The 21,893-nt window shown below is 60.2% G+C and carries 15 protein-coding genes; 14 read left to right on the top strand and 1 reads right to left on the bottom strand.

Going from position 1 to position 21,893, the window contains the following annotated elements; translation table 11 throughout:
• Nucleotides 1–24 precede the first annotated feature (24 nt).
• From HSW_RS14935 to HSW_RS14910, 6 genes are all read left to right on the top strand, one after another.
• Nucleotides 25–2,745, top strand: coding sequence for a substrate-binding domain-containing protein (locus tag HSW_RS14935; RefSeq protein ID WP_052346485.1), 2,721 nt, complete (start codon nucleotides 25–27; stop codon nucleotides 2,743–2,745).
• A gap of 472 nt (nucleotides 2,746–3,217) precedes the next feature.
• Nucleotides 3,218–6,376, top strand: coding sequence for a SusC/RagA family TonB-linked outer membrane protein (locus HSW_RS14930; RefSeq protein ID WP_044002576.1), 3,159 nt, complete (start codon nucleotides 3,218–3,220; stop codon nucleotides 6,374–6,376).
• Between the two features lie 96 nt (nucleotides 6,377–6,472).
• Complete coding sequence (locus HSW_RS14925; RefSeq protein ID WP_044002575.1) at nucleotides 6,473–8,194, top strand: RagB/SusD family nutrient uptake outer membrane protein; 1,722 nt, start codon at nucleotides 6,473–6,475, stop codon at nucleotides 8,192–8,194.
• A 94-nt stretch (nucleotides 8,195–8,288) separates the two neighbouring features.
• Nucleotides 8,289–9,620, top strand: coding sequence for a sugar porter family MFS transporter (locus tag HSW_RS14920; protein WP_044004840.1), 1,332 nt, complete (start codon nucleotides 8,289–8,291; stop codon nucleotides 9,618–9,620).
• A 123-nt stretch (nucleotides 9,621–9,743) separates the two neighbouring features.
• Complete coding sequence (locus HSW_RS14915; RefSeq protein ID WP_044002574.1) at nucleotides 9,744–10,634, top strand: carbohydrate kinase family protein; 891 nt, start codon at nucleotides 9,744–9,746, stop codon at nucleotides 10,632–10,634.
• A gap of 147 nt (nucleotides 10,635–10,781) precedes the next feature.
• Complete coding sequence (locus HSW_RS14910) at nucleotides 10,782–12,299, top strand: glycoside hydrolase family 32 protein (RefSeq protein ID WP_044002573.1); 1,518 nt, start codon at nucleotides 10,782–10,784, stop codon at nucleotides 12,297–12,299.
• Between the two features lie 84 nt (nucleotides 12,300–12,383).
• Here the strand turns inward: HSW_RS14910 and HSW_RS14905 are convergent, their stop codons facing one another.
• Nucleotides 12,384–12,809 (bottom strand): Fur family transcriptional regulator, encoded by a 426-nt coding sequence (locus HSW_RS14905; protein WP_044002572.1) that lies wholly within the window; start codon nucleotides 12,807–12,809, stop codon nucleotides 12,384–12,386.
• A gap of 508 nt (nucleotides 12,810–13,317) precedes the next feature.
• On the opposite strand from HSW_RS14905, the gene HSW_RS23560 reads away from it, so the two are divergent.
• The 8 genes from HSW_RS23560 (at nucleotide 13,318) to HSW_RS14870 (ending at nucleotide 21,881) form a co-directional block, all read left to right on the top strand.
• On the top strand, nucleotides 13,318–13,461 hold the full coding sequence (locus HSW_RS23560; protein WP_081768430.1) for a hypothetical protein: 144 nt from the start codon (nucleotides 13,318–13,320) through the stop codon (nucleotides 13,459–13,461).
• Nucleotides 13,462–13,712: 251 nt separating this feature from the next.
• Complete coding sequence (locus tag HSW_RS14900) at nucleotides 13,713–15,116, top strand: undecaprenyl-phosphate glucose phosphotransferase (RefSeq protein WP_044002571.1); 1,404 nt, start codon at nucleotides 13,713–13,715, stop codon at nucleotides 15,114–15,116.
• 121 nt (nucleotides 15,117–15,237) lie between these two features.
• The gene (locus HSW_RS14895; protein WP_044002570.1) at nucleotides 15,238–16,023 is read left to right on the top strand and encodes a WecB/TagA/CpsF family glycosyltransferase; all 786 of its coding nucleotides are present in this window, start codon (nucleotides 15,238–15,240) and stop codon (nucleotides 16,021–16,023) included.
• A 267-nt stretch (nucleotides 16,024–16,290) separates the two neighbouring features.
• Nucleotides 16,291–17,184 (top strand): glucose-1-phosphate cytidylyltransferase, encoded by an 894-nt coding sequence (gene rfbF, locus HSW_RS14890; protein ID WP_081768429.1) that lies wholly within the window; start codon nucleotides 16,291–16,293, stop codon nucleotides 17,182–17,184.
• A 106-nt stretch (nucleotides 17,185–17,290) separates the two neighbouring features.
• Nucleotides 17,291–18,385 carry an NAD-dependent epimerase/dehydratase family protein gene (locus HSW_RS14885; RefSeq protein WP_052346484.1) on the top strand — a complete coding sequence of 365 codons (1,095 nt, stop codon included), beginning with the start codon at nucleotides 17,291–17,293 and terminating at the stop codon, nucleotides 18,383–18,385.
• A gap of 57 nt (nucleotides 18,386–18,442) precedes the next feature.
• A complete protein-coding gene (rfbC, locus tag HSW_RS14880) occupies nucleotides 18,443–18,991 on the top strand; it encodes a dTDP-4-dehydrorhamnose 3,5-epimerase (protein WP_044002569.1) in 549 nt (182 codons plus the stop codon).
• 146 nt (nucleotides 18,992–19,137) lie between these two features.
• Entirely contained in the window at nucleotides 19,138–20,478 is a 1,341-nt protein-coding gene (locus HSW_RS14875; RefSeq protein ID WP_044002568.1) for an NAD(P)H-dependent oxidoreductase, read from the top strand.
• A gap of 59 nt (nucleotides 20,479–20,537) precedes the next feature.
• Complete coding sequence (locus tag HSW_RS14870; protein ID WP_081768428.1) at nucleotides 20,538–21,881, top strand: class I SAM-dependent methyltransferase; 1,344 nt, start codon at nucleotides 20,538–20,540, stop codon at nucleotides 21,879–21,881.
• Nucleotides 21,882–21,893 lie beyond the last annotated feature (12 nt).

Raw genomic sequence — 21,893 nt, 5'->3', positions numbered from 1 at the left:
GTTCGTTTCTGGTTGTGTTGCAGTGTGTATGCAGGCGTTGGCGGGCTGGCGGGCTGCACGCGGGCCGCGCCGAAGCGGCAGTATACCATCGGTTTCTCGCAGTGCACCAACGGCGACGCCTGGCGGCAGGCCATGCTGGCGGGCATGCAGAAGGAGCTGAGCTTTCACCCTGAAGTGCGCTTCCGCATGAAGGATGCGCGGTACAGCTCGGCCCTGCAGGAGCAGCAGATCCGGGAGTTCCTCAAGGAAGGCATCGACCTGCTGATTGTATCGGCCAACGAAACCGAGCCGGTGACGCCCATTGTGGAGGAGGCGTACAACCGGGGCATTCCGGTGGTGATTCTGGACCGGCGCACGACCTCCAAACTCTACACGGCCTACGTGGGCGGCAACAATGTGGAGGTGGGCCAGACGGCTGCCCGCTACGCCGCCGGCCTGCTGGGGGAACGGGGGCAAGTGCTGGAAGTGCTGGGTGCGCCCGGCTCCAGTCCCGCCACTGACCGGCACCGGGGCTTCGCCCAGGCCCTGGCCGGGTATCCGGGGATGCAGCTGGTGGCCCGGGTGAACAGCAACTGGGAGCGGCCCTCGGTATTGGCACGGCTGCCCGCCGTGCTACGGCAGCACCCCGAAGTCGACCTCATTTTTGCCCATAACGACCGGCTGGCGCTGGGAGCCTACCAAGTGTGCAAGCAGCTGAAGCGGGAGCGGCAGGTGCGCATAGTGGGCGTAGATGGCCTGCCGGGGCCGCACGGCGGCATTCAGCTGGTGCAGGATGGTATCATCAACTCCACGCTGCTGTATTCGCCGGGCGGGGAGGAGGCCATCCGCACGGCCATGCGCATTCTGCAGCACCAGTCCTTCGAGAAGGAAAACCCGCTCAGTACGATGGTTATCGACTCCACCAACGTGCTGACGATGAAGCTGCAAACCGAAAAGCTCAGCAGTCAGCAGCAGGATATCCAGCGGCAGCAGCGGCTACTGCAGCAGCAGCGGGCCACCTATGCCAGTCAGCAGACGGTGCTCTACGTGCTGGCGGCGGCCCTACTGGGGGCGGCCGGGCTGGGCGTGCTGGTGTGGCGGGCCTTCCGGGCCAACCGGCGCATTACCCGGCGGCTGGCTTTGCAGAATGAGGAAATCAGGGCGCAGCGCAACCAGATCCAGGATTTTGCCGAGCAGGCCCGGGTGGAAACGGAGGCCAAGCTGCGCTTCTTCACCAACTTCAGCCACGAGCTGCGCACCCCGCTCACTCTCATTCTGGGGCCGGTGGAGGAAATGCTCACCAGCGGCCCGAACCTGCCCGCCGCCCAGCGCCACGACCTGGGCCTGGTGCGCCGCAACGCCCAGCGGCTGCTGCAATTGGTCAATCAGCTCATGGATTTTCGCAAGATTGACGTGGGCAAGATGCCGGTGCGCGCTACCGAAGGCAACCTGGTGGCCTTTGTGCGCGAAATCATGGACGTGTTTGAGCGGCCGGCCCGGCAGCAGGGTATCCGGCTCCGGTTTCTGCCCGCCGAGCCGGCCCTGCCGCTCTGGTTCGATGCTAACGTGCTGGATAAGGTGTTCTTTAACCTGCTCAGCAACGCCCTCAAATTCACACCAGAAGGTGGCCAGATTACCGTGAGTATGCAGCGCGTGCCCGCTGAAAACGCCGTGCGCGTGAGCGTGGAGGACACCGGCCGGGGTATTTCGGAGCAGGACCGGGCCCACATTTTCGAGTGGTTTTACCAGGGGCAGCAGTCGGTGGCGAAGGGCTCGGGCATGGGGTTGGCCTTGGCTCTGGGCCTCACCCGGCTGCACCAGGGTACGCTCTCGTTCACCAGTCAGCCCGGCCGGGGCAGCACGTTTGTGGTAACGCTGCCGCTGGAGCTGCCCCAGGAGCTGAAATCGATGGAAGCCGTGGCTCCCGTCAACCTGGGCTTCTCGGTGGAAGAGGACTTGCTGCCAGCCCTGCGCCCCGAGCCCGAGGCGGCCGTGAGCGGGAGCGAAGCCCTGGTCCTCGTCATTGAGGACAATCCCGAAGTCAACGCCTTTCTGGTGCAGAAGCTGCGGCCCCATTTTCAGGTTAGTGCGGCGTTTGATGGGGCCCGAGGCCTGGAGCTGGCCGCCGACAGCATCCCCGACCTGATTATCTGCGACGTGATGCTGCCCGAGCTGAGCGGCCTGGAAGTGGTGGCCCGGCTGAAAAGCGACTGGCGCACCTCCCACATTCCGGTGGTGCTGCTTACGGCCCGGGGCGCTTCGGAGCAGCAGGTGGAAGGCGTGCAGGCCGGTGCCGACCTATACCTGACCAAGCCCTTCAACCCCACGTTTTTGCTGGAAAGCATCCGCACACTGCTCAGTAACCGGGAGAAGCAGCGGGAGCATTTCCGCCGGGAGCTGTCGGTGAGTACCGCCACGGTGGCCCCGCAGCGCGTGGACCAGAAATTCCTGGCCGACCTCACCGCCATTGTGGAAGCGAACCTTTCGCGTTCCGAGCTGAACGTGGAAGACGTGGCCCGCAGCCTGGGCATTTCGCGGGTGCAGCTCTACCGCAAAGTGAAGGCCGTGCTGGGTACCGGCGTTACGGATTTCATCCAGGGCATCCGTCTTACTAAGGCCCGTCAGCTCCTGCTCTCCGATGAGCTGACCATTGCCGAGGTGGCCTACCAGCTGGGCTTCTCCTCGCCCTCGTACTTCTCCACCAGCTTCAAAGCGCGCTACCAGGTGTCGCCCTCCGAGTTCCGGGCGCTGCACACCACGGCGTAATGTGGAGCATGTAGAGACGCGCCACCTCGCGTCTCGTCGGCCGCACCATACAACGTTACCATTCAATGGTTGCCCTTCAACGGAGAGACGCGAAGTGTCGCGTCTCTCCATGCTGTATGTGCGGGTTGGTGGAGCGTCAGATTTTGGAAGTCAGGTATCAAAACTGAAAGTCAGGTTGCAATAATAAGTTGAGTGTTTAATGTAAAATTCTGTAAATAAAATTGTTGAAGTAATATTTGGCTGTGGATCAATAGCTAAATACTTTGAGCGAATAGGAGAAGGGGAAAGTGGGGAGTAAGGTGACATTTGGGCAGCAAGTCAGGCAGACAGCCAGCGGATAATAGTTAGCAGTCTGGTTTCGAAAGGTAGGTGAGTAAATACCTACCGGCCGCCTGACTTGGGTCGGTAGCAGTTCCCCGGACTGCGCCGATGCACTAGCAGAATCCCACACCTTTCCAAATTCCCACTCCCCATGAAAGACAGGTACCCCCTCCTGCGTCCGGCAGCTGGCCTGACGCTATTGGCCTCTCTTACGGCCACAGCCGCTACGCCGGCTACTGCTGCTCCGGCCGAAACCCGTACCACCGCCACCACTGCCGACGTGAAAGTATCGGGCCGCGTGGTGGATGAAAAAGGCGCCGGCATGCCCGGCGTAACGGTGGTAGCCAAGGGCACGGCCATCGGTACCTCCACCGACAACGACGGCAATTTTACGCTCTCCGTTCCCGATAATGTAACCACGTTGCTGTTCTCCTTCGTGGGGTATAAGTCGCAGGAAGTGGCAGTGAGCGGCGCGGCCATCAGCGTAACGCTGGCTCCCGATGCGGCGGCCCTGGACGAGGTGGTCGTGACCGGCTACCAGACTCAGCGCAAGGCCGACCTGACCGGCGCGGTGGCCGTGGTGAAGACCGAGGAAATCCGGGACATGGCCTCCAACGACGTGACGCGCAACCTGCAGGGCCGCGTGCCGGGCGTGCAGATTACCACCGACGGCGCGCCGGGCAGCGCGGCCACCGTGCGCATCCGGGGCTTCGGCACGCTGGGCAACAACGACCCGCTGTACGTCATCGACGGCATCCCGACCAAGGAAGGCATCAACCAGATCAACCAGAACGACATCGAGAGCATTCAGGTGCTCAAGGATGCCTCGGCGGCCAGCATCTACGGCTCCCGGGCCGGCAACGGCGTGATTATCATCACCACCAAGAAGGCCAAGAAGGGGGCTACCCGGGTTGATTTCTCCACGTTTTTCAGCGTGCAGACGCCGGGCCCGAACCTGCGGATGCTCAATACCCAGGACTACGGCACGGTGTACGCCCGGGCCGCCATCAACGATGGCAAAGTGCCCAGCCTGCCGTACTACAACTTCCAGACCTCGCGCGACGCGGCTGGCAACCTCATCCTGAACGGGGTGAGCACGCCGGAATTCATTGATGCCGACCGCACGATGCGGGCCGCCGATACCGACTGGGCCAAGGAAACCCAGCAGAACGCTCTCATTCAGAGCTACAACCTGAACGTGAGCAGCGGCAGTGAGCGGGGCGGGGCTTTGTTCTCGCTGAACTACTACGACAACTCCGGCACCCTCAAGTACACTGGCTTCGACCGGATGACGGCCCGCCTGAACTCCGACTACAACTTCCTGGGCGGCAAGCTGAAGGTGGGCGAAAACCTGACCATCGTGAAGTCGCAGCGGGCCGAGTTCGACCTGAACCTGGTGCGCGACCGGACTACGCAGCTGCCCTCCATCGTGCCGGTGCGCACCGTGGACGGTGTGGGCTGGGGCGGCCCCGTGGCCGGCATGAGCGACCGGGACAACCCCCTGCGCCTGCTCACCAACAACCAGCAGAATCGCTCCAACACCGGCCGCGCCTTCGGTAACCTGTTTGCCGACGCCGAAATCCTGAAGGGCCTGCACCTGCGCAGCAGCTTCGGCATTGATTACAGCATCTACAAGTTTCGTCAGATCTACAAGACCTATAAGGCGGGTTTCCTTTCCGAGCAGAACAACCGCGTGACCAACAACGAGCGGTTCTGGGGCAACTGGGTGTGGCAGAACACGCTGAACTACGACGTGCTGCTGGGCGGTAAGCACCAGCTAGGCGTGCTGGCCGGGGCCGAGCGTATCAGCTACTACGACGAGAGCAGCTACGCCTCGCGCACCAACTTCGCCTCCGAAGACCCCGACTACGCCTACCTCGATGGCGGCGCGGCCAATAAAGACAACGGCGGCGGGGCCACGGCCTACCGGCTCGCCTCGTACTTCGGTAAGATCAACTACAGCTTTGCCGACCGGTACCTGCTGTCGGCCACCCTGCGCCGCGACGGTTCCTCCCGCTTCGGGGCCGATAACCGCTTTGGGGTGTTCCCGGCACTGTCGGCAGGCTGGCGTTTAAGCGAGGAAACCTTCGTGAAGGACAAGGCCGGGTTCTTTTCCGACCTGAAGCTGCGGGCCGGCTGGGGCCAGACCGGCAACCAGGACATTGCCAACTTTGCGTCTCTGGGTTTGTACCAGTCGTTGCTGGGCACCATTGACCCCAACTTCGAATACGACCGGGGCACGGCCTACGACATCTACGGTAACGACACCAGCTTGCCTTCGGGCTACCGCCGCTTCCAGCGCCCCAACCCCGCCCTGAAGTGGGAAACCACCACCCAAACCAACGTGGGCGTGGACTTCGGTTTCCTGGAGAATCGGCTGTCGGGCTCGGTGGATTACTTCGTGAAAAACAGCAAGGATATCCTCGTGAATCTGCCGTTTCTGGCGGTAGTAGGGGAGGGCGGCGACCAGTTTGTGAACGGGGCCTCCATCGAGAACAAGGGCTGGGAATTTTTGCTCGGCTACCAGAATAAGCTAGAAAATGGCATCAGCTACAATATCTCCGGCAACCTGGCCAGCTACCGCAACAAGCTCACCTACCTGCCCGCTGAAGTTATCAACGCCTACGGTGGCAACGGCCAGGACATAACGCGCCTGGGCCACTCCATCAACGCGGTGTTCGGCTACGTGGCCGATGGCCTCTACCAGAACACCGGCGAGGTAAACGAAGGCCCCACCCAGATTGGCGCCGCCCCCGGCCGCATCCGCTACAAGGACCTGAACAACGACGGCAAGGTGGACAACTTCGACCAGACCTGGATTACGGAAGGCGTGCCCGATTTCAACTACGGCCTGAACCTGGGCGCGGGCTTCAAGGGCTTCGATGTGCAGGTGTTCTTGCAGGGCGTGCAGGGCCTGGAGGCCTTCAACAACTCCAAATTCCGCACCGATTTCGCGTCCCTGGCGACGGGTGAGAACTGGGGCCAGCGCCTGCTCGATGCCTGGACGCCCACCAACGCCGGCTCCAGTATTCCGGCCGCCACGCTCATCAACACCAATAACGAGGGCCGGGCTTCCACTTATTTCATCGAAAACGCCTCATACCTGAAGCTGCGTAACGTGCAGGTAGGCTACTCCCTGCCGGAAGGCTTCACCACGAAGCTGAAGCTCCAGGGCGTGCGGGTGTACGTGCAGGGCCAGAACCTCTTCACCATCAAGAGCAAGGAATTCACCGGCCCCGACCCCGAGGTAACCAACTACCAGTACCCGGTTCCCCGCATTTTCTCCACTGGCCTCAACGTGACTTTTTAAGATAAGAGCCTAGAAATGAGAATTTAGAATTAAGACTCTTATGGCCTGATTCTAAGCTCTATCATCTCAGTTCTACGCTCTACTTCCCACCTTCCCATGAAATTCCTCAAACCCACCATACTGGCCCTGGGCCTGCTGGCGTCGGCCACCGGCTGCAACGATAGTAAGTTCCTGGACGTGGCCCCCATCGGGGCCCTCAGCGACGACCAGCTGAACACGCCGGCCAACATCGAAAAACAGGTTATTGCCGCGTATTCCCAGCTCGGCAACGACGTGTACCGCGCCCCCTACACCAGCATGTGGCCCTACGGCAACGTGCGCGGCGGCGACGCCTACAAGGGCGGCAACGGCACGGCCGACGTGGACGCGTTCCACTTCTACGAAACCTTCTCGTTCAACCGCGTGGACGTGGGCAACACCGACGAGCTGTGGTTTCTGATTTACATCGGGGTGTCGCGCTGCAACGATGCGCTGCGCCGGCTGGACGCGGTGGATGCCGCTGCCATGCCCACCAAGGCCGTGCGCCAGGGCGAAATGCGCTTCCTGCGCGGGCACTATTACTTCCTGCTGAAGGAGCTGTTCAAGCGCGTGCCCTACATCGACCAGAGTGTGCCCACCGACAAGTACGGCGAGGTATCGAACGTGGCGCTGAGCAACGACGAGCTGTGGACGAAAATTGCCGATGACTTCCGGTTCGCCGCTGCCAACCTGCCCGACACCCAGCCCGAAATCGGGCGCGCCACCAAGTCGGCGGCCCAAGCCTACCTGGCCAAAACCCTGCTGTACCAAGCTTACGGGCAGAGCGAAACCCACGCCGTAACCACCATCGACCAGGCCAAGCTGCAGGAAGTAGTTACCCTGGCCAATGCCGTTATCAGCTCGGGTAAATACTCCCTGCACCCGGATTTTGCCACCAACTTCCTGACCATCGGCGACAACGGGGTGGAGTCGGTATTTGCCATTCAGTTTTCGCGCAACGACGGCACGCCCAAGGGCCGGGTGCAGCGCGGCAACGAGCTGGCCTACCCCATGAACCCCGACTACGGCTGCTGCGGCTTCCACCAGCCCAGCCAGAACCTGGTGAACTCCTTCCGGACCGATGCCCAGGGTCTGCCGCTGTTTACCACCTTCAACAACGCCGACCTAACCACGCCCCAGGACTTCCAAACCAACACCGTGGACCCGCGCCTCGACCACACGGTGGCCATTCCTTCGCACCCCTACAAATACTCGCCGCCGTTTATTTTCGACACGTCCTGGCTGCGCGACCAGAACACCTACGGCGTGTATATGTCGATGAAGGAAACGGTGTTGCCCTCGGACCCCAGCTTCCAGAAAACGCCGCCGTTCATGGGTTCTTCCAAGAACTGGGCCCTCATCCGCTACGCCGATGTGCTGCTCTGGAAAGCCGAAGCCCTGATTGAGCTGGGCCGGCAAGGCGAGGCGCTGCCCCTCATCAACCAGATCCGGCAGCGGGCCGCCAACAGCACCGCCCGCCTCAAAACCACGGCCGGCACCAACACCTCCAACTACCGTATCGGGCAGTACCAGAGCGGCCAATGGACGCAGCAATACGCCCGCGAGGCCCTGCGCTTCGAGCGGCGGCTGGAGTTTGCCATGGAAGGCTACCGTTTCTTTGATTTGGTGCGCTGGGGCATTGCCGGGCCGTACCTGAACACCTACTTCGATAAGGAGAAAACCAAGCGCCAGTACCTGCAAACCGCCCGCTTCACCGTCGGCCGCGACGAGTACCTGCCGATTCCGCTGAACCAAATCAACTTCAGCAAAGGCCTGTACAAGCAGAACCCCGGCTGGTAACAGGGTAAGTGAAGGTCCGGTGGCGTGCTGCAACGCGCTACCGGACTACCGCTTTGCAGCATGATTATCGACTTTTCTCCTTTTGCCTAAAGCCGTGAAAAATAACAACGTATTCTTTTGGTCTCTCGTCGTGGCGCTGGGCGGCTTTCTGTTCGGCTTCGACACGGCCGTGATATCCGGGGCCGAAAAAGCCATTCAGCAGCTCTGGGGCCTCGATGCCCTGGAGCATGGCTTCACCATTGCCGTGGCCCTGATTGGCACCGTATTCGGGGCCATGTTCGGCGGCATTCCGTCGGACCGGCTCGGGCGGCGGCAAACCCTCATCTGGATTGCGGTGCTGTACTTCGTATCGGCACTGGGGGCGGCCGTTACCTCCAACTGGGTGTTGTTTATGGCGTTCCGGTTTCTAGGTGGCCTGGGGGTAGGAGCCTCGTCGGTGACGGCCCCGCTGTACATTTCGGAAGTGGCCCCGGCCGCCCAGCGCGGCAAAATGGTAGCCATGTTTCAGTTCAACATCGTGTTCGGGATTCTGGCCGCCTACCTCTCCAACTACCTGCTCACGGGCGTGGGGGAAAACGACTGGCGCTGGATGCTGGGCGTGCAGGCGGTGCCGGCCCTGGCGTTTTTCCTGCTTCTGTTCCGTGTGCCCGAAAGCCCCCGCTGGCTGATTGGCCGGGGCCGGGTGGGAGAAGGTCGCGCCGTGCTCAGCCGCGTAGACCCCGCCACCGCCGACCAGCTCACCACTGACATCCTGACCACCAACGCCGCCGATGAAGCCGGCGGCACCTCTCTGCTGGCCCCGCAGTACCGTACGCCCGTGGTGCTGGCGGTGCTGTTTGCGGTGTTCAACCAGGTGTCGGGCATCAACGCCATTATTTATTACGCCCCGCGCATTTTCGAAATGACGGGCCTAGGTAAAAGCTCGGCCTTGCTCTCGTCGGCGGGGCTGGGGCTGGTGAACTTCATCTTCACGCTGCTGGCCCGCCAGGTTATCGACCAGTTTGGCCGCCGTAAGCTCATGCTCATCGGCTCCTTCGGGCTGATTATAACGCTGGCGCTGGTGTCGTGGGCGTTTTACTCGGAGAACTTCCAGGCCTTCGGGGGCATGCTGGTGCCGGGGCTGTTGTTCGTGTACATTGCTTTTTTCGCCTTCTCGCAGGGCGCCGTTATCTGGGTATTCATCTCCGAAATCTTCCCCAACACGGTGCGGGCCAAGGGGCAGGCGCTGGGGTCCAGCACGCACTGGGTCATGGCCGCCGCTATTGCCTTTGCCTTCCCGCCTTTGGCCGAAAAGCTCGGCGGCGGCCACACCTTCGCTTTTTTCTGCGCCATGATGGTGCTGCAGCTGCTGTTTGTGTGGCGCCTGATGCCCGAAACCAAAGGCACCAGCCTGGAGCAGATGGACAAAACGCTGGTTATGCACTAAATCAGAAGTTAGAAAATAGAAGCAAGAGCCTAGACAGGGTCGATACAAGATTGAAAGTTACTGTCACGCTCCGGTTTTCGTTCTTCTAAGTTCTATCCTCTACGTTCTAAGCTCTTACTTCTCATGTCTAAGACAATAGTCTGCTTTGGCGAAATTCTCTGGGACGTGCTGCCCACCGGCAAGCAGCCCGGCGGCGCGCCCTTCAACGTGGCCGTACACCTGCACCAGCTGGGCCTGCCCGTGGAGCTCATCAGTCGCGTGGGCGACGACGAGCTGGGCCAGGAGTTGACGGCTTTCGTGGCTTCCAAGGGCCTTAGTGCCGACTTCGTGCAGCAGGGCAAAACTCACCTCACCGGCGTGGTGAAAGCCAACGTGGACGATGCCAACGAGGTGACCTACAAAATTGTGCAGCCTGTGGCCTGGGACTACATCCAGTACGAGCCGGCCCTGGAGCAGCTGGTGGCCCAGGCCGACGTGTTTGTGTTTGGCTCTTTGGCCGCTCGCCAGGCCGGCACCCGCGAAACGTTGTATCGGTTGCTGGAACACGCCCGCTTCAAGGTGTTCGACGTGAACATGCGCCCCCCGCACTACACGAAAGAGGTGGTGAAATACCTGCTCGAAAAGGCCGATTTAGTCAAGATGAACCACCACGAGCTGGCCGAAATCATGGCCTGGTTTACGCCCGAAACCAACCGGGAGGCCGCCATGCAGTGGTTGGCCGAACGGTTCGAGCTGGCCGCCGTGTGCGTCACCTGCGGGGCTGAGGGTGCTTTGCTCTGGACCAACGGCCGCCTTTATCGCGCCCCCGGCGTGCCGGTATCAGTGCGCGACACCATCGGCAGCGGCGACGCGTTTCTGGCGGCGCTGCTCAAAGGTTGGCAGGCGGGCCAGGAGCCCGGCGAGGCCCTGCGGTTCGCCTGCGCCACCGGGGCGTTGGTGGCCACCCACCAGGGTGCCACGCCAGCCTTCACGGAAGCCGATGTGCGGCAGTTGCTGGCCGTCCAGGCGGTGTAAGGCACTTTTATTGTTTCTAGAACGTCATGCCGAGCCCCGCGCGGAATCTCGCGTGCTGATACTGCCCCAGCCGCCCGCCGATGGTGTGCGGGATGCTTCGGCTGCGCCCCCGACTGACGTTGTTTCTGTTCTTTCCCACCCACCGATATGAAAAAATCCTTCCTGCTCGCGCTGGCACTGGCCTTCGGAACCCAACTGGCCCCGGCGCAAACCCAGCCGGCCAAGCTGGTGCCGCCCGCTACGCCCCAGTACCGCCCCAGCTACCATTTCACGCCCGCTGCTCACTGGATGAACGACCCCAACGGCATGGTGTATGTGAACGGTACTTACCACCTGTTTTTCCAGCACTACCCCGAAGGTATGGAGTGGGGCCCGATGCACTGGGGCCACGCCACCAGCCGCGACCTAGTGAGCTGGCAGGAGCAGGCCATTGCCCTGTTTCCGGATAAGCTGGGCATGATTTTCTCCGGCTCGGCCGTGCTGGATGCCAACAACACCGCCGGCTTCGGTAAAAATGCCCTGGTGGCCATCTTCACCTACCACAACCCCGACGAGGAGAAGAAAAATACCAACAAGCACCAGTACCAGGGCCTGGCGTACAGCCTCGACGAGGGCAAAACCTGGACGAAATATACCGCCAACCCCGTACTGCCCAACCCCGGCATCCAAGACTTTCGCGACCCAAAAGTAAGCTGGAACCCAGTGGCTAAGCAATGGGTAATGACGCTGGCCACCAAGGACCGTATTACGTTTTACGGCTCGCCCAACCTGAAAACCTGGACCAAGCTCAGCGAGTTTGGTGAGAAGCTGGGTGCCCACGGCGGCGTATGGGAATGCCCCGATTTATTCCCGCTCACGCTGGGCGGCAAAACTTACTGGGTGTTGCTGGTGAGCATCAACCCCGGCGGCCCCAACGGTGGCTCGGCCACGCAGTATTTCGTGGGGCAGTTTGATGGCAAAACCTTCACGCCCACCACTACCACCAAGAAATGGATAGACTGGGGCAAGGACAACTATGCCGGCGTAACCTGGGCTAATACCGGTGTCCGCAAAATCTTCCTGGGCTGGATGAGCAACTGGGAGTATGCCAACCAAGTGCCCACCTCGCCCTGGCGCAGTGCCATGACGGCCCCGCGCGACCTGGCCCTGCGGCAGGTAGGCCCGGAAATCTACCTGACCTCTACGCTGGCTCCGGAACTAGCCAAGCTGGCCCAGCCTGCCCAAAAGCTCACTAACCTCACGGTGAAAAACGAGCTGAGTCTGGCTGGCAAGCTACAGAATCCCGGCCCGCAGTTTCAGCTGAAGATGAGTACCCAACAGCTCCAGGAATTCCAGCTGGTATTGGGTAACGCCCAGGGAGAGGAGCTGGTAATCGGCTTCGATAAGGCTAAAAACGAGTATTATATCGACCGGAGCAAAGTAGGCGACAACAGCTTCAGCCCGAAGTTTGCCGGCCGGGCTCTTGGACCACGCCTGGCTACCGGGCCCGCCGCCGACCTCACGCTGCTCTTCGATGCGGCCTCGGTGGAAGTGTTTGCCGATGGCGGCCTGACTACCCTCACGGACATCTTCTTTCCCCGGCAGCCCCTGACCACGCTCCACCTGCGCGCCCCTGCCGGCCTCACAGTGGAAACGCTTACGTGTGCCCGTCTGAAAGGCAAATAACAGTTGAGAAGAACAGCCGCCCCGAGTCGGTTACCAACTCGGGGCGGCTGTTCTTCTCAGCTAACCCATCCTGTAACGGGCCCGCTACTCCTTGCACTCCCGGCACACGCCCGCCAACAGGTAGTCGCGCGTATCAGCCTCGAAACCAGGGGGCAGTGCCACAGCCGGAATGGCTACCTGGTTAAGGCAGTAAATATGCTGGCAGTTAGTGCACTTAAAGTGTACGTGGTTATCAAAGTGGGCCTGCACACTACACTCAATGGAGCAGGCCGCATAGCGTACCGTATCGCTGGTATCAATAACGCGGTGAATCAGGCCGCTTTCCTCAAAGGTTTTTAAGGTGCGGTAGAGGGTAATCCGATCCACCTCACTGCTAATCTGCTGTTCTACTTCATGGCCCGAAAGCGCAAACGGAGAGCTGGACAGCACCTGTAATACTGCCCGCCGCACCGGCGTGTGGCGCAGTTTGTGGTGGGTAAGTGTCTGGGAAATACGGTCGGGGCTTGCCATAGAAAGACAAAGATACGCGGAATACGCCGGCCGGATAACGCCCTAGTGAAGGCGGCAACACCATAAAAAAGGCCCCGACTCGTCAGTCGGGGCCTTTGTATTGCAATAGGTGCAGCTCTTGCCGACAGACACACACCTGTAACCAATCGGCAAGGCGAAACTACATAAAAGCTCGTTAAAACGTTAGTGTATCGGGTTGAATTATAGTGAATAATAGCTATGGTAATTGATTTTCAGGATATTAGCCGGTTATTCATTTTGACCGAAGCAGTAGGCTTGCTGTCCGATTTTCTCAGCAGCTTTTTATACTATAATGCTAAGCCTGTGTTTCATTGCGCGTGAGAGGCGGGCAATAGCGGTGACATCATTAGGCCGGGTGAGTAGCGCCTTGCCGTGAAGCATCCGAGCTTCGTTTGCCTAGTAAGATTGGGGTAAGTATATGTCACTGGTACATTGGCGTCGTAAGTCGTAATCGAAAGGGTGCAGGTTTATCACTTTCTCACAGTTCATGCGCACCCACCGCTCCTTCATCGTGGAGCTCCACCACATTACGGCCGTTATGCGTGGCAAGCTGCCTATCCAGAACGTGACCATCCCCGTCAGCTACGGACACCGGGAGCAGTTCGATCAGTTTTTCAGCCGCTGGAAGTAGGCAGCTGCGCATGGCTGAGTATAGCTGCAAAACCCGCTTTCTGTGCTAAAAGAGCGGGGTTTTGGTGTCCAATTGCTGAATTTAAAACAGAATCTTTTTAATTTATTTTAGAATTTATATTTTAAATAGTCATATAAATTATTGTTTAAAACATAAATAATGCTTCCTTTGTGGAGACGAAAGTTGCTACGCTCTGATCTGTCCCCACCCGTTCTGTCTGAGTTTCCTGCGCACATCTCACTCCCTGCCACATGGAACGTTACCGGCACTACACTGATACTTCCCGCATCATTCTGCCGCTGGCCGATGTGCTGCTCATTTTCGGGGCTTTCCGGCTGGCCGGCTTCCAACAGCTGGGTGACTGGCATTTTGGGGGCTACTATCCCTTTTTCTACGTCATTTTTGCGCTGCTCTGGTGGATTCTCTCGGGGCAGTTCGCCAATATCTACCGTACTGACCGGCTGATTACCTACCCCGAAAAGCTGCTTTACCTCATACGCACCTTCGTGCTGCATGCCGGAGTGGTACTGCTTACCATTCTGCTGCTGGAGCTTTACTGGCCGCCTGCCCGGTATCTGTTTGCTGTGTACGCCTTCTCGGTGACGGCCGTGGTGGCGGGGCGGTTCCTGATGACGTTTCTGTACCGCACTTACCACCGTCATCTGGCCCGGCCCCACAGCCGTTTCGTGATTCTGGGCAGTGGCCCCAGCGGTCAGGAGCTGTACCGCTTTCTGGAGTCGCACGACCCGATTGCCAACCAGTTTATGGGTTTCTTCACCGATACGCCCCACACGCTGCCCGCCGAGCTGCGCCCGTTGGTCCGCGGCCGTCTGGCCGAGCTAAAGAACTATTGCCTGCACGAGCAGGTGGATGAAATCTACTTCGCCATGCCCCTCGACCGGCGGCAGCTCATCGAAGACCTGTCCCGCTTCGCCGACGACCATTTCCTTTCCTTTCGTATCGTACCTGATTTTCGCGGTACCGTCCGCAAAGACGTGAACGTTTACTTCTACGACCATCTGCCTATTCTCACCATCCGGCATGAGCCGCTGGGTATCCGGGCCAACCTGGCTGTAAAGCGGGTGTTTGATATCATCTTTTCCCTGGCGGTTATTCTTCTGATTTTTCCGGTGGTCCTCACGGTGCTGGCCGCCCTGATCAAGCTGGATTCGCCGGGCCCGGTATTCTTCCGGCAGATGCGCCCCGGCAAGCGTAACCAGCTGTTCCCATGCTTCAAACTGCGTACCATGCGCATCAACCACGGCCAGAACGAGCTGCAGGCCACCAAAGGCGACGCCCGCATCACCCGCGTGGGGCAGTACCTGCGCAAGTACAACCTTGATGAACTTCCCCAGTTCTTTAACGTGCTATTGGGCCACATGTCCGTAGTAGGCCCCCGGCCCAATATGATTTCGCAACTGGAAGAATACAGCAAGCACATCCGCACCTACCAGATGCGCCATGCTGTGACGCCCGGCATTACGGGCTACGCGCAGGTGAACGGCTTCCGGGGCGAAACCCGGGAGGCCGGCACCATGGAAAAGCGGGTAGAATATGACCTGAAGTACGTGGAGAACTGGTCGTTTGGGCTGGATATGAAAATCATCTTCCTCACCGTCTGGAATATGGTACGCGGCGAGAAAAACGCCTATTAGCGGTGAGGTGGTGAATTTGTAAAATGGTGAGTTGTCGTTCTAATGCGCGCAGTTCGTACCAGCAAACTCACCACCTTATCACCTCGCTACTTCACAGATTCACCACCTCACCATTTCACCCATGCTGCCCAAGCTGCCCGTTCTGGATTCGTGGATTTCGACTGGGTCGCCGGCGGAGTTCGTGGCGGCTATTCTGAAGCTGGGGGCTATGCGTACTTCGGCCTACGTCTGCTTTGCCAACGTGCATATGGTGGTGGAGGCGCAGCAGGATGCCGGTTTCCGGCAGATCCTGAAAGAGGCCGCACTGGTAGCCCCTGATGGCAGCCCGGTAGCGGCTGCAGTACAGTGGCTGAACTCCGGGCATGCGGCTCCGCAGCCCCGGGTAGCAGGTATGGATTTGTTGCCCGCTTTGCTAGAAGCCGCCGCCGCCAGCGGGCAGTCGGTGTACTTTTATGGTACCACCGAAGACGTATTGCAGGCCATGGTAGCCCGGGCCCGGCGCGAACTGCCCACCCTGCGCGTTGCGGGTACCTGCTCGCCGCCGTTTCGCCCACTCACGCCCGCCGAGGATGCCGCCGAAGTAGCCGCCATCAACGCCGCCGACCCCGATTTGCTGTTCGTAGCCCTGGGCTGCCCCCGGCAGGAGCGGTGGATGGCTGCCCACCGCGGCCAGATCCGGGCCTGTATGCTGGGCGTGGGCCAGGCGTTTCCGGTGTATGCCGGCCTGGAAAACCGCCTGCCCGCTTGGGCTCGGCGGTTGTGGCTGGAATGGGCCTACCGCCTGTGGCTGGAGCCGCGCCGGTTGTGGCGGCGCTACCTGATTACTAATTCCCGCTTTCTGTACCTGCTGACCCGCCGGGCTGCCGCCCAGCTGGTCGGCCGGCCCGCGCCCCGTGCCACCGCTTAGCGGTACCACGCTTCCCAACCCACCGCCTGCTGTTTAATCTGTCCTCCCATCTGTGATGGGCGGTGGCTGTATGTGTAAAATGTAACAGGATAATTATAATCTTATGTTTAAATATTTTAAAAAATAGTAATAAAAAATATTGACAAGATTATAATAAACTCTATATTTCTGAAACTTTCGCCCAACCAGATAGGAGCGTAAAAGCTGCCTGGGGCTCTTCTCACGGACTTCTCTCTTTGGTATAGTCTTTCCCCAACCCTGACCCCTATGAAAGCAGTGATTCTGGCAGGTGGCTACGGCACCCGCATCAGCGAGGAAAGCGGCGTACGGCCCAAACCCATGGTAGAAGTAGGCGGTAAGCCTATTCTATGGCACATTATGAAAATCTATGCCCATCATGGCATCCGGGATTTTGTGGTGTGCTGCGGCTACAAGGGTCACATGATCAAGCAGTACTTTTCCGACTATTTTCTGCACAACTCCGATGTAACGTTCCGTATGGACCGTAACGAAATGCAGATTCACCGGAACCACGCCGAGCCCTGGACCGTGACGCTGGTAGATACCGGCCAGGAAACCATGACCGGCGGCCGTTTGCGCCGGGTGCGCGACTACCTGACGCCCGGCGAGCCGTTCTGCCTGACCTACGGCGACGGGGTAGGGGACGTGGATATTCGGGCGGCTGTGCGCTACCACCGGCAGCAGGGCGCGCTGGCCACGCTCACGGCCGTGCGCCAACCCGGCCGCTTCGGCGTCTTCAACCTCGCCGATACCAGCAACATGGTAGGTAGCTTCACCGAAAAGCCCGAAGGCGGCGAAACGCCCTGGATCAACGGGGGCTTCTTCGTGCTGGAGCCGGAAGTGCTCGACTACATTGCAGATGACGATACCGTGTGGGAAAAGGCGCCGCTGGAGCGCCTGGCCGCCGAAGGCCACTTAGCCGCGTTCCGGCATACCGGTTTCTGGCAGCCCATGGATACCCTGCGCGACAAAAACATGCTGGAAGAAATGTGGCAACAGGGCAGGGCCAAATGGAAAGTGTGGGATAACGCCCCCGAACCCATTGAGCCTGACCCCGTGCTGGCCGAAATCCTGGCCTCCCCGCTGGTGGCCCCGCCCACGGAGCGCGTAGCCGCCCCCACCATCATGCCTGCCGACTGAACGGTGAACTTGTGAAGTGGTGAGTTTGCCGTTTTGTCGGATCAAACTGCGCTAAGTCACTACCGAACATCAAACTCACCATTTCATCACTTCACCATTTCACTGTATGCAACGCATTCTAATTACGGGTAATATGGGCTACGTGGGGCCCGGCGTGGTGCGCCACCTGCGCCAGCAGTTTCCGCAGGCTGAACTCATCGGCTACGACATGGGCTACTTTGCACATTGCCTGACCGGCGCGCAGCGGCTGCCCGAGTCGCGGCTGGACCGCCAGATCTTCGGGGACGTACGCTACCTGCCGGCCGGTTTGTTGGAGGGCATTGATGCCGTGGTGAGCCTGGCTGCCATCAGCAACGACCCCATGGGCCAGACCTACGAGGAAGCCACCCTGGACGTAAACTATCGCGCCAATATTGAACTGGCTCGCCAGGCCAAAGCCGCCGGCGTGAGCAGTTTTATATTTGCCTCTTCGTGCAGCATGTACGGAGCCGGGGGCGAAGGGGCCAAAACCGAAAGCTCGCAGCTGAACCCCCTTACGGCCTACGCCCGCTCTAAAGTGCTGAGTGAGCAGGACCTGCGCCCGCTGGCCGATGAGAACTTTCTGGTAACCTGCCTGCGCTTTGCCACGGCCTGCGGCTGGAGTGACCGGCTGCGGCTGGACCTGGTGGTAAATGACTTTGTGGCCGGAGCCGTGGCCGCCGGCGAAATCAGCATTCTGAGCGACGGTACGCCCTGGCGGCCCCTCATTCATGTGCAGGATATGGCCCGTGCTATCGAGTGGGCCATTGGCCGCCCGGCCGAAGTGGGTGGCACTTTCCTGGCCGTAAACACTGGTTCCGACCAATGGAACTACCAGGTGCGCGACCTGGCCTACGCTGTAGCCGACGCCCTGCCCGGCACCCGCGTGAGCCTCAACACCGATGCGCCGCCGGATAAACGTTCCTACCGCGTCGATTTTAGCCTGTACCAGGAGCTGGCCCCGGCTCACCAGCCCCGCCGCACCCTCACCGATGCCATTGTCGAACTGCGTGACGGTCTGCTGCGCATGAACTTCCGGGATGCCGCCTTCCGGTCGTCGGAGCTGATGCGCCTGCGGGTACTCACCAGCCTGCGCGATACGCACGAGCTGGGCGACGACCTGAGCTGGGTACGCACCGTTAGCGCCCGGCCGCTGGGGGTGCCGGTGCCCGTTGGGGCCTGACTTTCTCTTCTCCCTGACCTGTCCCCACCGTTCTATCAACCTTAACCGCCACTATCCATGATTTTCACCGAAACCGAGCTGCCCGGCGCTTTCATCATCGACGTCGACCGTATGGCTGATGAGCGCGGCTTTTTTGCCCGTTCCTGGTGCGAAGACGAGTTTGCCGCGCACGGCATTCTCATGCCGCCCCTGCAGGCCAATGTCTCCTCCAATCCGCACCGGGGCACACTGCGCGGCATGCACTTTCAACTCTCGCCCCACGAGGAAACCAAGCTGGTGCGCTGCACCCGCGGCTCCATTCTCGATGTGATTGTGGACCTACGGGAAGAGTCGCCCACGTACGGGCAGTGGCTGGGCGTAGAGCTGACCGCCGACTCGTTCCGGATGCTGTTTGTGCCCGGCCGCTTCGCCCACGGCTTCCTCACGCTGCAGGATAATACGGATGTGTGCTACCAGGTATCGGCTAAGTATGCGCCCGGCCATGAGCGGGGGCTGCGCTGGAACGATCCGGCCATCGGGATTCAGTGGCCCTTTGAGCCCCTGCTCATTTCAGAGAAGGACCAGCATCACCCCGACTTCTACCTGCGGGTACCCGAGCCGGTATAGTAACGGAGTAAGCTGAGTACCGGAGTATTTGCCTGGACCGCGCGCACAGTATGCGTGGCTTTCAGGCAAGTGCGCTGCTAATCAGCCGTTTTTCACTCAGTCAATCCCTTACTCAGTTACTCTTTCACTCAGTTACTCCTTGCAAGATGCTCATCATTGATACTGCTTTACAACAGCGCCAGCGCGAAGGCCGCCCGATTCGGGTGGCTATGGTGGGCGCGGGCTTCATGGCCCGGGGAGTAGCCCGTCAGATTTGCCGCTACGTACCCGGTATGGAACTGGTGGCCATTGCCAACCGCACCCCCGAAAAAGCCCGCGCCATTTATGCCGAAGCCGGCGTTACGGATGTGGTGGAAGTAGGCTCCGTGGCCCAGTTGGAAGCCTGCCTGGAGCAGGGGCGCCCCGCTATTACCGATGATGCCCTGCTGCTGAGCCGCGCCGCCGGTATTGAGGCCATCATTGAGGTGACCGGGGCCGTGGAGCACGGAGCCCGGGTGGTGCTGGAAGCCATTCGGCACGGCAAGCACATCATTCTGCTTAATGCCGAGCTGGATGGTACCGTGGGACCAATTCTGAAAGTGTACGCCGACCGGGCCGGAGTGGTGTACACCGTGTCCGACGGCGACCAGCCGGGCGTGACTCTGAACCTGGCCCGCTTCGTGAAGGGACTGGGCGTTACGCCGGTACTGTGCGGCAACATCAAAGGCCTGCACGACCCGTACCGCAACCCTACCACTCAGGAAGGCTTTGCTCGCCAGTGGGGCCAGAACCCGAGCATGGTTACCAGCTTTGCCGATGGCAGCAAAATCAGCTTCGAGCAGGCCGTAGTGGCCAACGCGCTGGGTATGCAGGTGGCGCGCCGGGGCATGCTGGGACCTACCGTGGAGCCTGGCACGCCCGTCACCAAGGCCGCCGACTGGTACCCGCACGAGCTGTTGCTCAATGGTGGCCCCGGCATTGTGGATTACGTGGTAGGGGCCGAGCCCGGCCCCGGCGTATTTGTGCTGGGTACCATTGATGACCTTGTACAGCAGCACTACCTGAAGCTGTATAAGCTGGGCCCCGGGCCGTTGTACTGTTTCTATACCCCCTACCACCTGTGCCATTTCGAAACGCCGACTACCGTGGCGCGGGCCGTGCTGTTTCAGGATGCGGCTCTGGCTCCGGCCGGCCCCATGTGCGTGGAAGTCATAACGGCCGCCAAAGTGCCGCTCTTCGCCGGGCAGGTACTCGATGGCATCGGGCACTACCACACGTACGGGTTGGCCGAAAACGCCGACGTGACCCGCCGCGAAAACCTGCTGCCCATTGGCGTGGCCGAGGGCTGTATTCTGCGCCACGATGTGCCCAAGGACCAGGTACTCACCTACGATGACGTACTGCTCCCGGAAGGCCGGCTGATTGACCAACTGCGCCGCGAGCAGGAAGAGTATTTCCGGCTGACCGTTGCGCCCTACAGCCAAACCGTTGCCCGGTCGATAGTATAGCCGGTTCCGGACGGGCTAAACCGCTGCCATTTCACTCCCTCTCTCCTCTACAAAAGGCTATGGAACAGATATCCTCGTTCTCGCCCACTGTCGCATTAGCTGTTGCCAATGTGCGTGCTGTTCTGCTGACCAACCCGGAAAATCTGCGCTCCGCCCCAGTGGAGCCGCCGGCTAGTCCGTGCCGGTTCTGCGGGGCTCCGCTCGATTTCACGTTTGTGAACCTGGGCACCTCGCCGCTGTGCCAGGACCATGTGCGGCCCCACGCCTTCAACCGGGCCGAAGCCTTTTACCCGTTGCACGCCCGCGTGTGCCGTGACTGCTTCCTGGTACAGCTGGATGAGTTTGTGACTTCCGAGGAAATCTTCCAGAACGATTACGCCTACTTCTCCTCCTACTCGGCCTCCTGGCTGCGCCATGCCCGCCGCTATACCGATATGGCCACGGAGCGTTTCGGCCTCACCAAGAATAGTCTGGTGGTAGAAGTAGCTTCCAACGACGGCTATCTGCTTCAGTATTTTGTGGAGAAGGAAATTCCGGTGCTGGGCATTGAACCGGCTGCCAACGTAGCCGGCCACGCTCAGGCGAAAGGCATCAACACGCTGGTCCGCTTTTTCGGGCGCGACACGGCCCGCTACGTGGCCGAGCTTAGCGGGCAGGCTGATTTACTGCTGGGAAATAACGTGCTGGCTCACGTTCCCAACATCAACGACTTTGTGGCCGGGATGCAGATTCTGCTGAAGCCGAGCGGCGTTATCACCATGGAGTTCCCGCATCTGTTGCGGCTCATGGAAGGCAACCAGTTCGATACCATTTACCACGAGCATTTCAGCTACCTGTCGTTTTATACTGTGGAGCGCATTTTTGCCCATCACGGCCTCACCTTGTTTGATGTGGAGGAACTGCCCACCCACGGTGGCTCACTGCGCATCTTCGCCCGCCACACCGCCGATACGACGCACCCCGTAACCCGCCGGGTGCGGGCCCTGCGGGAGCAGGAGCTGGAAGCCGGTATTACGGACCTGGCCTATTACGCCGATTTCGAGGAGAAGGCCAAGGAAACCAAGCGCAAGCTGCTCGAATTCCTGATCGAGGCCCGGCGCGAAGGTAAAACGGTAGTTGGGTACGGCGCGCCGGGCAAAGGCAACACGCTGCTCAACTACTGCGGTATCCGCACCGATTTTATGGAGTATACCGTGGATGTAAGCCCGCACAAGCAAGGCAACTTCCTGCCCGGCACGCGCATTCCCATCTGCCACCCCGACCGTATTCGCCAGACCCGGCCCGATTACGTGCTGATTCTGCCCTGGAACCTGCGTGAGGAAATTATGGAGCAGATGCAGGATATCCGTGACTGGGGCGGCCGCTTCGTGGTGCCCATTCCCGAGGTGCAGGTGTACGAATAGAACTTTCTGAAC

Source organism: Hymenobacter swuensis DY53 (genome assembly GCF_000576555.1).
Classification (GTDB): domain Bacteria; phylum Bacteroidota; class Bacteroidia; order Cytophagales; family Hymenobacteraceae; genus Hymenobacter; species Hymenobacter swuensis.
This window is presented reverse-complemented; position numbering and strand designations above follow the sequence as displayed.